This window comes from Mesorhizobium sp. f-mel (assembly GCF_053850215.1).
The window spans coordinates 32,168-45,007 of the sequence record NZ_JBSPTO010000006.1; the positions used below are offsets into that span (position 1 = coordinate 32,168).

Genomic DNA, 12,840 nt, shown 5'->3' on the forward strand with positions numbered 1-12,840 from the left:
GCGGATGATCCGAACCGAAGGCTCGGAAAGGACCAAGCGAAAATCAAATGCTACAGCGCTGCGCCCTCAGAAGGCGCGCAGCGCTGTACGTTGTCGAGCGCACCAAACTCCGGGTCAAATCCTGCCCATCAGCAGCAACACCAGCAGCACGATCAGGATGACGCCGACGATGCCGGAGGGACCATAACCCCAGGAACGCGAATGAGGCCATGCCGGCACCGCGCCGATCAGAATGAGGATCAGAATGATGACGAGAATGGTGCTGAGCGTCATGAGAAACTCCCCGCTTTAAGGTGTTGTATGGCAGGACAATGCAAAAGGCCGCTGGGTTGTTCCCGGCGGCCTTTTCTTTGCGCGATCAGAATACGCTCGGCACTCCAAGCAAAGTTGGCCTATTCGGCGGCCTTCGGGAAGGCGATCGCCGACTCGTCAAGCGAGCCCGGTCTTGCGGGGGCCTCGACAGTCGCACCGACTGTCTTGCCGCGCCGGAACACCCGACGGAAGAATGCATAGAAGCGGCTGTTCTTACTGCGCGTGAACACCATCAGCATCGACGGTGTCACCACCAGCGTCAGCAAGGTGGCGAAGGACAGGCCGAAGACGATCGCCGACGACAGCGATATCCACCATTGCGTCGACGGCGCGTTGATCGTCGTCTCGTGATGGAAGATTTCGAGACCGAGGCCGAAAGCGATCGGCAGCACGCCGAGGATCGCCGACACCGCCGTCAGCACGACCGGCCGTGCACGCTCACGGCAGGTCTGCAGCACCGCGTCCATCTTGTCCCAGCCCTCTTCGCGCAGCCGGTCATAAGTGTCGATCAGCACGATGTTGTTATTCACCACCACGCCGGCGAGCGCGATGACGCCGATGCCCGACATGACGATGCCGAACGCCTCTCCTGTCAAAAGCAATCCCAGGAACACCCCGACCGTCGCCATAACCACGCAGGACAGCACCAGCCAGACGCTGGTGAACTTGTTGAACTGCATCAGAAGCACCAAGAAGATCAGGAAGATCGCGGCACCGAAGGCCTTGCTGAGGAAGGCGCTGGCCTCGGCGCTGTCCTCGTTCGAGCCGGCGAGCTTCCAGCGTATGCCGCTGCCGAGATCCATATCGGCGACCGCCTGGCTGACCTGCTGCTGGACAGAAGCGACTTGCTCGCCGGCGGCGACATTGGCCTGGACGACCACCGTGCGCGCGCCGTCGATGCGGTTGAGGATACCGACGGTCGGCTCGGGCTTGCGCACGACGAAATTCGAGATCGGCACCGAACCTTGCGAAGTTTGCACCCTGAGGTCATCGAGTGTCGACAGCGTGCGCCGGTCCTCGGGCAGACGCAGCCTGATGTCGACGGCGTCGTCAGCACCGGCTGGCCGGTATTCACTGAGCTTCAGCCCGTTCGTCACCAGTTGCACAACCGTTCCGACCGAGGTCGGGCTGATGCCGTATTGCGCCGCCTTGGCGCGATCGACGTCGAGCGCCCAGTCGACGCCGGGCGGCGGCAGGCCGTCAGAAATGTCGATGACGCCGGGCACCTTGGCAATGCGCGCGGCGACGGCGCGCGCCTTGTCGTCGAGACCTTTCGGGTCGACGGCCGAAAGCCTGATCTGAATCGGCTTGCCGGTGGGCGGGCCGGCCTCGGGCACGCGAACCTCGACGTCGACGCCGGGAATGCCGGCCATGACGCCGCGCAGTTCGTCCAGGATCGCGTTCGCCGATTTGCGCTCGCGCCAGTCGACGAACTCGTACTGGATCACGCCGACCACGTCTTCAGGAATGTCCTGGCCGCCGCCTTGCGTCTTGCCGACTCGGGTATAGACCGATTTCACGCCCGGCCAGCCGAGAAGCCGGTTTTCGGCGGTCTTCGTGGCGGCATCCATTTCGGCGAGCGAAAGGTTGCCGCGGGCGTGCACATACAGCAGGCCGTAGTCAGGCTCGACATTCGGGAAGAACTCGACGCCGGCGCCGTATTTCGAATAGGCAAAGCCGACACCGAACAAAAGGCCAACGGTGAGCAGAAGTACGGTAATGGGAAAGCGAACCGCCTGCTTGACCACGGCCATGTACCAGCCGTCGCGGTTGTCATTCTCGTGATGCGGCGGCGCCTTGGCGAACAGGGCGCCCAGCGCCGGCGCAAAGACCAGCGCATAGAGCATCGAGGCCGAAAGCGTGACGATCAGCGTGATCGGCATGTATTTCATGAAATCGCCAATGATACCCGGCCAGAACAGCAGCGGCGAGAAGGCGGCGATGCGCGTCATCGTCGCGGCGATAACTGGACCGGCCATGCGCTTGGCGGCAAGTGCGAAGGCCTCTGCCTTAGGCATGCCTTCGCTCATCCGCCGCTCGGCGAATTCGGTGACGATGATGGCGTCATCGACGAGCATGCCGACCGCCAGGATGAGGCTGAACAGCACGATCATGTTGATCGTATAGCCCATCATGGCCAACAGCAGGATGCCGATCAGGAAGGACGATGGAATGGCCAATCCGATCAGCAGCGATGCACGGCCCGAGAGCGCGTAGAGAATGACGATGAACACCAGGATCACGGCGATCATGACGTGATTCTGCAGGTCGCCGAGCAACTGGTTGACGAAGACCGATTTGTCCTGCGTGTAGGTGACGTGCATACCTTCCGGCATGGTTTTTATGAAGGCATCGGACACGGCCCTCACCTGGGCGATCGTGTCGATCAGGTTGGAGCCGATACGCTTCTTCACCTCAATGGCGATCGCCGGCTTGCCGTCGAGGCGGGTGATTGTCTCGGCGTCCTTGAAGGTCGAGCGGACGGTGGCGATGTCCTTTGCCTGCACTACGGCATTGGGGCCGGCGACGATCGGAAGCGCCGCCACGTCCTCCGGCGTCTCGATCAGCGACGGCACCTTGACCGCGTATTTGCCCTCGGATCCTTCGATGTTGCCGGCGGCGACAAGACTGTTGGAATCACCGACAGCGCCGATCAGTTGCTCGAGCTGCAGCCCGTAGGAAGACAGTTTCATCGGATCGATGACGACTTCGACGAGATCGTCGCGGGCGCCCTGCAGCGAGCCCTCCAGCACGCCAGGCAGTTCCTCGATGCGGTCGCGCAACTCGCGCGCCGCCGCCGTCAGCATGCGCTCGGGCACTTCGCCCGACAGGGTCACGACAAGGACGGGGAACTCGGAGACGTTGACTTCGGAGACTACAGGCTCCTCGGCAGCCTGCGGCAGGTCGGCCTTGCCATCCTGGACCTTGCTGCGCGTGTCCTGCAACGCCGTCGCCAGATCCGTCTGCGGGTGGAATTCGACCAGCACGTAACCGCCGCCCTGGAAGGCGGCCGAACGCATCTCCTTGAGACCTTTGAGGCTTTTCAGCTTGGCTTCCATCGGCCGCAGCAGAAGGCGTTCCGAATCCTCAGGCGAGATGCCCTGATAGATCAGGCTGACATACATCATGGGAATCGGAACGTCGGGTTCCGCTTCCTTCGGTGTCGACTGATAGGCGACCGCACCCGCAAGGATGAGGAAGACCAGGACCGAAATGGTCAGCCGGGCATTGTTGATTGCGAGTTTGACGATGTCCATGATTACTGCGTCCCGGCCGTCGCTTCGCCCAACAGCTTCTGGATGGTCGACTGATCGGCCTCGACCGGCTTGACCACTTCGCCTTCCTTCACCAGTTCCTGGCCGGCGACGATGATGCGCGCGTCGGCCGGGATGCCGCCGAGCACCAGGCCGGTTGGCGTGTCGTCAACCAGATCGATCGGGAAGAACACGACCTTGTCGTCCTTGTCGACGGCGCGAATGCCGAGGTCGCCCTTGTCGCCCAGCGTCACCACGGAGCGCGGCAGCATGACCGCGTCGGTCGGCTGCGCGCTCAGCGCGATCTCGGCGGTCATCCCGGCCGGAATAGTGCCCTCGGGGTTGGGGATTGCGATCTCGACGCGGAAGGTGCGGGTGGCGGACGAGGCGTCGCGGCTGATATAACGCACGGTGCCCTCGACATTCTGGCCGCTGACCAACCGGACATTCGCCTTGTCGCCGATCTTCAGATAGCCGAGATCACGTTCGCTGACCTCGCCGCGGGCGATCACCGGATCGAGGCTCAGAATGGTCGCCACTTCGCCGCCCTGCATCACGGAACTGCCGAGCTCCACCGGCACCCGGTCGATGACGCCGTCGAAGGGCGCCTTCACTTCGTTGCGGTCAAGCTCAGCTTGCGCGGCTTCCAATTGCGACTGGGCCAGCGTCAGGTTGGAGCGGGCCGTGTCGAGCTGCAGCTTGGGCAGATTGCCGGTTTTCGCCAAACGCAACGCTGCATCGAGTTCGGCCCGACGTTGAACCAGAAGCTGCTTGGCATTGCTGACCGCCGAAAGCTTTTCCTCGGCGGCAAGCATCAGCACGAGGTCGCCGGTCTTGACGCGCTGCCCCTGCTTGACCGGCAGCTTGTCGATGACGCCGGCGACGCGCGTCGCCAGGACCGCGCGCTTGTCGGCTTCGGTCAGTCCGGAAATGCGGATGGCGCGCGCATAGGTACGCCGCGGCGGGGTTATGATCGCGACGGTGCGCAAGGGAGCCTTGGGCTGCTCTGCCTCAGTGGGCTTGCCGGCGTCGGCCGCTTTTGGCTGCTCGACCTCCCCCGCCTTGGGTTTGTTGTCGGCGGCCGCGCTGCCGACGGACGAGAACTCGCCCGTCGCCATCCAGGCAGCGAAACCGACAAGCACAGCAATGGCTGCAAGCTTGTGAAACCTGTATTTCGGCATCGTCGTTTTTCCAGTGCGCGGGGTTCGGCCAGGCCGCGTCTTCTAACTCGGGCGCGTCGCCGATATGGGTGCGCGCAAGGCCGTGTTCAACTTGCCGTGATCGGCGAATGAGCTTCTACATCAAAGTTGCACCGCAATATAGTCAGAAAAGTTGATGGGTTATTACTTCGCTGGGCAGGACGCGCCCGCCGCCATGAGGCGCGGCGGACCAGCGCAGCCGTCCGTCTGCGACATAGCAGTCGGCGCAGCGCGGATGCGAAAAGACCGCGTCTCTCGGGCAAGCCCTTGGCTGCGTCAACCGTCATCGGTGCCGTTGCCAGGCTTTCCTTTGCGGCGCGAAAGCGCCATCGAAACAGCATGGCAGCAGCTGTCAGCATGATGGGAATATTCATGCAAAGGTCACCTCCTTCGACAAGGGCAGCGTCCGGATGCGCTTGCCGGTCAGTGCGAAGACGGCATTGGCGAGTGCCGGTGCCGCCGGCGGTGTGCCGACTTCGCCGACGCCGCCCATCTTGTGAAAATTCTCCAGGATAGCGACTTCGAACGCCGGACACTGGAAGATGCGCATGGCATCGTAGTCGTGAAAATTCGACTGCTCGACCATGCCGTCGGCGAAAGTAATCTCCTGACCCATCGCCGCCGACAAGCCATAGACGGCGGCGGAGATGAGCTGCGCCTCGATGATATCAGGATCGAGTGCGGTGCCGACATCGGCGGCGATCCATACCTTCTCAATGCGGATTCCGGACGGCGTGTCGGCGACCTGGACGATCTCGCCGACCCAACTGCCGAAAGACAGCGTGAACGCGATGCCCTTGGCCTTGCCGGCGGGTAGCGCTTCTCCCCATTTCGCCATTTCGGCGACCTTCTCGATCACCTTCACCGCTGCCGGATAGGCAGCCATCAGCTTCTTGCGCAGATCGACCGGGTCGGTTTTCCCGGCGACTGCGATCTCGTCCAGAAATCCTTCATGGAAGAAACCGTTGATCGAACTGCCGACCGATCGCCAGGAGCCGACGGGGATCGAGACGGGCGCGGCGACGCCGGTCACCCGGTAATTCGGGATCGTATAGGGCTGGTTATGGGCTCCGTCGACGATGGACTTGTCGGGCCCGAGCGGCGATATCGAAGGAAACAGCCGGCGCAAGGTGCTGGCTATCAGCGATGGCGAGGCGATTGTCATGTCGACGGCAATCGGCATGCCGTCGTTGCCAAGCCGCGCCTGGAATTTGCCGACAGAAGCCGGCCGGTAGGCGTCGTGGCGCATGTCCTCCTCGCGCGTCCAGATCACCTTGATCGGCCGGCCTGCCGTTTCTTTCGCCATCAGTGCGGCACAGAGCGCATAATCCACCTCGACACGTCGGCCGAAGCCGCCGCCCATGAAGGTGGTGTGGACGTTGACATTGTCCTGCTCGATGCCGACAGCATTGGCGCAAAGCTGCCGCACCAAGGTCGGCGCTTGGTTGCCGCACCAGATGTCTAGGACGCCATCCTTCAACCGCGCCGTGGCGTTCATCGGCTCCATCGTCGCATGTGCCAGATAAGGCACCGCGTAGTCGGCCTCGACGATCTTTTCGCGCGGCGCGTCGGCGAAGGCGGTATTCACGTCGCCATCGTCGCGCATCACCGACCCTTTTGTGCCGAGTGCCCGCTTCAGCGCCTCTGAAATGCCGGCGCTATCCAGCGGATATTCAGGATCGGCCCATTCGGTGTCGATCGCCTCCGCCGCCTTGAACGCCGCCCAGGTGTTTTCGGCGATGATGCCGAAGCCGTGGCCGTAATTCGTGTCGATCGGCACGATTTTAATCACGCCAGGCATTTTCTCGGCCTTGGAGAAATCGGCCTTGACCGGCTTGGCCCAGAAACGCGGGCTCATCTTGACCGTGCCGTACAGCAGGTCCGGCAGCGTCACGTCGATACCGAAGATCGGCGCCCCGGTGACCTTGGCCGGCATGTCGATGCGTTTTTGCGGTTTGCCGAGCAGTTTCCAGTCGACTTTGTCTTTGAGCGTGATTTCCGCGGGCGGCGCCATCGTCGCAGCGGTCGCGGCGACCGCGCCATAGGTCAGCGACTTGCCCGATGCCTTGTGCAGGATCGAGCCATTGGCCGTTTCCAGATCGGCAGCAGCTATACCGAGCTTTTGCGCGGCCGCTGCAATCAGCATCTGCCGCGCGGCGGCGCCGGCTTGCCGCATCTTGTCGAAACCGTCGCGCGTCGAGGCCGAGCCGCCGGTGCCTTGGAGGGCGAGAAATTTTCCGGCCACGCCCATGCCGGCGCGCACTATTTCCGCCGTCATGCTTTCGTCGAAGAAGGCGAACGGACCGCCCTCTTCCAGGATCGCCGAGTTGTAATAGGCGTAGGAGGCCGGGCCGTGCTCGACCTTGACCTGTCCGAGGTCGACATCGAGCTCTTCGGCAACCATGGCGGCAAGCGTCGTCGAGATGCCTTGGCCCATCTCGGCACGCGGCGCGATGATGGTGATCGTGTTGTCGGCGCCGATCTTCACATAGGGGTTGAAGGTCGCTTCGTCAGCGGCGAGATCGCCCTCCAGCGGATTCGGATAGGGTTTGCGGTAGTAATAGTAGCCCACGGCGACACCGCCCGCGATGGCAGCCGCGCCGATGAGAAACGTGCGGCGGGCGATCTTTCCGACACCGGCCATGTTCAGATCCCCGCCGTCTTGAGGACGGCCGCTCGTTTGATCGCCGCGCGGATCTTCGGGTAGGTGCCGCAGCGGCAGAGATTGCCGCCCATGGCATTGTCGATGTCGGCATCGGTCGGCTCGGCAACCTCGTCGAGCAGGGCCACCGCGCTCATGATCTGGCCGGCCTGGCAGTAGCCGCATTGGGCGACCTGCACTTCCAGCCATGCCTGCTGTACCGGATGCAGTCTGCCTTCGGTGCCGATGCCTTCGATCGTGGTGACTGTGCCGGTGACCTCACCGACCGGCAATGAACAGGAGCGCACCGGCTGGCCGTCGACATGCACCGTGCAGGCGCCGCAGGCGGCAATGCCGCAGCCGAACTTCGGCCCGGTCTTGCCCATGAGATCGCGCAGCGCCCACAGTAGCGGCATTTCGGGATCGGCATTGATGTCGAATGCCTGCCCGTCGACGGTGAGGCGCATGGGGATACCCTTTGTTGTCGTCCGCAGCCCAAGGCGAAAGGCCGGTCGGCCATTTCGTCCTCATACATCTTGACAAATTACGTCATTTTGTCAACAGAGCTTTTGCAGGATAAAGTCGCGCCATGATCGAGATCGAGAACATCGCCACCAACCCCAAGCGCGCCCGCATTCTGGACAGCGCGATGAAGGTGTTTCTGGCCTATGGGTTCGCTCGCACTACCATGGACGACATTGCGCGTGCCGCCGACATGTCGCGGCCGGCGCTTTATCTCCAGTTCAAGAATAAGACCGACATTTATCGCGCCATCGCGCTGATGCTGCTTTCCCGCTCGCTCGAGCAGGCGAAAACGGCGCTCGCCGGCGAAGAACCATTTGCCGAGCGCACGATTCGGGCCATCGACGAGGCACTGATCTCGATGACGCGGGCCGTCAATGCCTCGCCGCATGGCGCCGAACTCCTTGACATGAAGTCGAGCCTCGCCGATCTGATCGGCTGCTGGCGCGGCCGGTTTGCCGAGCATATCGCCGCAGCGATCCAGAGCGAAGCCGAACGCAATGGCGTCGACCTCACCGCCAAGGGCTTGTCGGTAAAACTGCTCGCCGACATGCTGCTCGACGGGCTGGATGGCATGAAGATGCGTATCAGCGATCCGGACGAGCAGCGGCAGGCGGCGGCCGCGCTGATCAAGGTGATCGATCTGGCCTTGCAAAAAAGCTGACAATCCAAAACGCCTCAAGCTTGGCGACGCGCTGCCTCGGGCTTCTTGCGGGCCGCGAGGAACTCCTTGACCCGCCGGCCCGGTGCCGGACCACGCATCGGCTTGAAGCCGTCGTCGAGCTCGCCTGAGAGATCAAGCGTCGGCCGTTTGCCGACGGCATCGTAATTCTCCTCCAGCCAATCGCTGGCGGCAGTGCGGCCAAGGTCGCGCAGATAGGTCAGGAACGCCCATTCGGCATTGACCTTGGACGATGCCGACAGATCCTTGAACGCCTCGTCGGCATCGATGCGGTGCATGCGGATGTCGCGGTATTCGCCATGCGGCAACCGGCCGGCGGCGATCAGCTCCTTGATGAAGGCGATCGAACGGAATTCGCGCAGCAGCCCGGCATTGAAAGTGATCTCGTCGATGCGATTCTGGATTTCATTGGCGCTCTTCGGCGTTCCCTCGCGGACCACCGGATTGATCTGCACCAACAGCACGTCCTCAGTGGCAGCCGTCTTGAAGAACGGGAATAGCGCCGGATTGCCGCCATAGCCGCCATCCCAGTAGGGCACGCCCTTGATCTCGACGGCGCGGAACAGCTGCGGCAGGCAAGCCGACGCCATCACCGTGTCGAGGTCGATCTCGCCATCGGAAAAGACGCGCAACTGCCCGGTCTCGACATTGGTCGCGGAGATGAACAGCTCAATCGACTTGCAGGCGCGCACATTGCCGAAATCGATCTCCTGTTCGATCACGTCGCGCAGCGGGTTGAGGCCGAGCGGGTTGGCGACATAAGGCGAAAACACCCGCGACATGGTATCGAAAAAGAGATAGCCCGGCGTATTCTCGATCGACCAGTTGCCCCAGGCCACGTCCCACGGCATGCGCTGTACCGGGCTGAACCGGCCCTTCAGCGCCACCGCGCGCCAGAAATCGTCGAGCTTCTGTCGCGCCCCCTCGACGCCGCCTCGGACGAAGCCGTCGGCCAGGGCCACCGCGTTCATCGCGCCGGCGCTGGTGCCCGAAACCGCCGCGACGTCGAGCCGTCCGTCCTCCAGCAGCTGGTCGAGCACCCCCCAGGAGAAGGCGCCGTGCGAGCCGCCGCCCTGCAGCGCGACGTTGATCTTCTTGGGCTCCTCCACCTTGCCGTTTGTCGTCATGGCGTTGCCCTTGATTTGTCGGCCAGATTTGTTTCGCGCAGCAAATTCACTAGGCGGTCCAGCCGCCGTCGACCGAAATATGCGTGCCGTTGATCTGCGCCGCTGCATCCGAACACAGGAACACCGCGGCAGCGGCAACTTGCTCGACCGTGACGAATTCCTTGGTCGGCTGCTTTTCGAGCATGACCTCGCGGACCACAGTGTCGCGGTCCATCTTGTTCGCCTTCATCTGGTCGGGGATCTGCGCCTCGACCAGCGGCGTCAGCACATAGCCGGGGCAGATGGCGTTGCATGTGATCTTGTCGCGCGCCAGTTCCAAGGCGACGGTCTTGGTCAGCCCCATGATGCCGTGCTTGGCCGAGACATAGGCCGACTTGAACGGCGAGGCGACCAGCCCGTGGGCCGAGGCGATGTTGACGATCCTGCCGCCGCCGGCTTGCTTCATCAGCGGGATCGCGGCGGCGATGGTGTGGAAGGCCGACGACAAATTGATGGCAATGATCGCGTCCCACTTCTCGATCGGAAATTCTTCCACCGGCGCGACATGCTGGATGCCGGCATTGTTGACCAGGATGTCGACCGAGCCGAATGTCTCGGCTGCTTTCACGATCAAAGCTCGGCATTCGGCCGGCTTCGACATGTCTGCCTTGATGTACGCGGTCTTCACCTTGTGATGTTTGGCGATCGCATCGGTGATGGCCTGGTCGTCGGCCGTGTCGGAAAAGGAATTGACGACGATGTTGCACCCTTCCGCTGCGAGCGCATGGGCGATGGCCAGCCCGATGCCCGAGGTGGAACCGGTGACGATGGCGGTTTTTCTGCTGGGCAAGGCGAAATCCTTCGGTGCGGTGCTAACGGAGACATATTGCAGTGCAGCATATATGTCTCGTGTGGCGCAAGAACAGCGGCGTGATGCACGCAGTGACATGAAATTTTTGTCATGAAGAGGCCATTCTCACCCGAAGTTGTGCGCCTGAACAGGCTGTGTGAGACAGTGTGTCAGCGATCCCCGCAAGCCACTTCGGGGTGCTCGTGAGGTTGCGTTTTGGAATTGGTCATCCGGCTCATGAAGAGGTGGAGAGCTCTCCGCGCGGCGAGGGATGGCGGCTCGGACGGATGCCACTCCGGGAAATGACCATCGATTGCCATGCGTGCCAATCCGTAGACAAATGCGCGCGCGGCGAGCACCAGATGATCGAAGTCGGTGTCCGGAGCGAGCCGACCTTGTTGCTGCGCTTGGATCAGCAGGTCGATCATCTTCCGGCGAATGGCTTCATTCTGATCACGAAGACTATCCGACGCGTCGAAATCAATCAGCGTTCGGGAACTGATGATCTGGAAATGCGTGGGATTGCTGATCGCCCATTCCAGATAGCCCTGTCCGATTGCTTCGAAGGCCACAATGGGATCTGCGCTGTCGACTTTGGACTGTGCACTGGCAACGGCCTCGGTCAGCCGGTTCATCGCCTGTTCGGCGACTGCGGTCAGCAATGCTGATTTCGACCGAAAATGGCGGAATGGCGCGCCGGGCGAAACGCCGGCACGCTTTGCGGCCTCGCGTACAGACACATGCTCTGCTCCGCGTTCCTCGATGATCTCCACGGTTGCCGCGATCAAGGCCTCGACCAGATTGCCGTGATGATAGCGCTTGGGGTTGGCGGCTTCGCTGGAATCCGTGGTGTTGGTCATGCCCTCCCAGTAGCACGAGGCCGAAATGTAATCACTGATTATTTTCTTGCGCCCCAGCGATTCATATGTAATCAGTGATTACAACATCAACGGAGGTTACCATGCTTCGCATCATCGCAACGACTGCCCTCGCTTTCTCCCTATTGTCGCTCGGGTCTGCCCAGGCCGAAGATCGGCCAACTCTGGAAATCGTCTGGCCCGTGGCCGGTTCGGTCATCGAACTCGGCAATGATCCCGAAAGGGCGATAGGCGTCGTGGTCAGGAGCAACTTCACGCTGCTGCCAGCGGGTGAATGCGACGGCGTCAGCCAATGCGGCCACGTGCATATGAAGATCGATCCCGCCGGAGATACCTGCAATATCGCCGGCAAGCCGTACAACAGCATGAACAGCGACTTTGGCGGCGATCTTATCACTGCTCGTTTCGGCCATTGTCCGGATGCCGCCGGCAAGCACGTGATCGGCGTCCTACTTGCCGATGATCATCACAAGCCCATTCTAGTGGACGGCAAACCCGTTACCGCGCTGGTGACGGTGACGACGAAATAGCGTGGCAGAGATGTTCTGACACGGTCTGCTGATGGGAGATTTTCGGCCGGGCTTAGTCCAGCCGGCGATCACGACATCGTGTCGAGCTTGCGCTGCATGGCGGCGATCTGTTCCTTCAACTCCTGAAGGTCGTCGGGTTTATCCGACGTTTCTTTCCTGGCCGGCTCCGCCGGCGCTGCGGAAGAGCCATTCGAGCCTGCAGGTGGGAAGGGCGTGAACAGGCGCATGGCATTCTGGAACATCTCCATGTTGCGGCGCGTCTGCTCTTCCAGCGCCTTGATCGGCGTGGCGATCTTCATCATGTCCAGCGGCGACTTGCCCAACGCACCCTTCATCTGCTCGCGGAAGCGTTCCTGTTCCTTTGAGAAGGCGATCATCGACTGCTCGAGGAAGCTCGGCACGATCATCTGCATCTGGTCGCCGTAAAAGGCGATCAGCTGGCGCAGGAACGGAATTGGCAGCATGTTCTGCCCATCCTTGTTCTCCAGTTCAAAGATGATCTGGGTCAGCACCGGATGCGTGATGTCGTCGCCGGTCTTGGCGTCCTGGACGGTGAACTCCTCGCCCTTCTTGACCATTTCGGCAAGGTCCTCGAGCGTCACATAAGTGCTGGTGCCGGTGTTGTAGAGGCGGCGATTGGCATATTTCTTGATGATAATCGGTTCGTCTTTCGCGGCCATCAGCATCCTCCCAGGACACCGGCGCACTTGTGTAAGCTGCCGGTAACGATTGCGCCTTTTCAAGGATATGCGCAAAAGCGTCGCAATTCCAAGTGGTTTGTGCAGTGCGGGATCAATTAATGCTGCATGGCGGCCAGAAAATGCTGCGCAGCAATGGGCGGGCTGTTTCCACCACGAGGCGCAACC

General features: G+C 61.9%; 11 protein-coding genes. 2 read left to right on the plus strand and 9 right to left on the minus strand.

Annotated elements, in window-relative coordinates:
- Positions 1 to 114: 114 nt before the first annotated feature.
- From ACWUKX_RS10620 to ACWUKX_RS10640, 5 genes are all read right to left on the minus strand, one after another.
- Entirely contained in the window at positions 115 to 273 is a 159-nt protein-coding gene (locus ACWUKX_RS10620; protein ID WP_036267059.1) for a DUF3309 family protein, read from the minus strand.
- A 119-nt stretch (positions 274 to 392) separates the two neighbouring features.
- Positions 393 to 3,569 (minus strand): efflux RND transporter permease subunit, encoded by a 3,177-nt coding sequence (locus tag ACWUKX_RS10625; RefSeq protein WP_456006502.1) that lies wholly within the window; start codon positions 3,567 to 3,569, stop codon positions 393 to 395.
- A gap of 2 nt (positions 3,570 to 3,571) precedes the next feature.
- A complete protein-coding gene (locus ACWUKX_RS10630; RefSeq protein WP_456006504.1) occupies positions 3,572 to 4,747 on the minus strand; it encodes an efflux RND transporter periplasmic adaptor subunit in 1,176 nt (391 codons plus the stop codon).
- A 388-nt stretch (positions 4,748 to 5,135) separates the two neighbouring features.
- Positions 5,136 to 7,409, minus strand: a complete 2,274-nt coding sequence (locus ACWUKX_RS10635; RefSeq protein WP_456006507.1) for a molybdopterin cofactor-binding domain-containing protein — start codon at positions 7,407 to 7,409, stop codon at positions 5,136 to 5,138.
- Positions 7,410 to 7,411: 2 nt separating this feature from the next.
- Positions 7,412 to 7,873, minus strand: a complete 462-nt coding sequence (locus tag ACWUKX_RS10640; RefSeq protein WP_127314217.1) for a (2Fe-2S)-binding protein — start codon at positions 7,871 to 7,873, stop codon at positions 7,412 to 7,414.
- Positions 7,874 to 7,995: 122 nt separating this feature from the next.
- Here ACWUKX_RS10640 and ACWUKX_RS10645 point away from each other — a divergent pair, with 122 nt between their 5' ends.
- Positions 7,996 to 8,592 (plus strand): TetR/AcrR family transcriptional regulator, encoded by a 597-nt coding sequence (locus ACWUKX_RS10645; RefSeq protein ID WP_456006509.1) that lies wholly within the window; start codon positions 7,996 to 7,998, stop codon positions 8,590 to 8,592.
- Positions 8,593 to 8,606: 14 nt separating this feature from the next.
- Here ACWUKX_RS10645 and ACWUKX_RS10650 read toward each other — a convergent pair whose 3' ends face one another.
- The 3 genes from ACWUKX_RS10650 to ACWUKX_RS10660 all read right to left on the minus strand — a co-directional run bounded on the left by ACWUKX_RS10650 (position 8,607) and on the right by ACWUKX_RS10660 (position 11,426).
- Positions 8,607 to 9,737 (minus strand): patatin-like phospholipase family protein, encoded by a 1,131-nt coding sequence (locus tag ACWUKX_RS10650; RefSeq protein WP_456006512.1) that lies wholly within the window; start codon positions 9,735 to 9,737, stop codon positions 8,607 to 8,609.
- A 49-nt stretch (positions 9,738 to 9,786) separates the two neighbouring features.
- The gene (locus tag ACWUKX_RS10655) at positions 9,787 to 10,566 is read right to left on the minus strand and encodes a 3-hydroxybutyrate dehydrogenase (protein ID WP_455850231.1); all 780 of its coding nucleotides are present in this window, start codon (positions 10,564 to 10,566) and stop codon (positions 9,787 to 9,789) included.
- 170 nt (positions 10,567 to 10,736) lie between these two features.
- Positions 10,737 to 11,426, minus strand: a complete 690-nt coding sequence (locus tag ACWUKX_RS10660; protein ID WP_456006515.1) for a TetR/AcrR family transcriptional regulator — start codon at positions 11,424 to 11,426, stop codon at positions 10,737 to 10,739.
- 101 nt (positions 11,427 to 11,527) lie between these two features.
- Here ACWUKX_RS10660 and ACWUKX_RS10665 point away from each other — a divergent pair, with 101 nt between their 5' ends.
- The gene (locus ACWUKX_RS10665) at positions 11,528 to 11,974 is read left to right on the plus strand and encodes a hypothetical protein (RefSeq protein WP_456006518.1); all 447 of its coding nucleotides are present in this window, start codon (positions 11,528 to 11,530) and stop codon (positions 11,972 to 11,974) included.
- Positions 11,975 to 12,042: 68 nt separating this feature from the next.
- On the opposite strand, the gene phaR is transcribed toward ACWUKX_RS10665, so the two are convergent.
- Entirely contained in the window at positions 12,043 to 12,654 is a 612-nt protein-coding gene (gene phaR / locus ACWUKX_RS10670) for a polyhydroxyalkanoate synthesis repressor PhaR (protein ID WP_456006521.1), read from the minus strand.
- Positions 12,655 to 12,840: the final 186 nt, after the last annotated feature.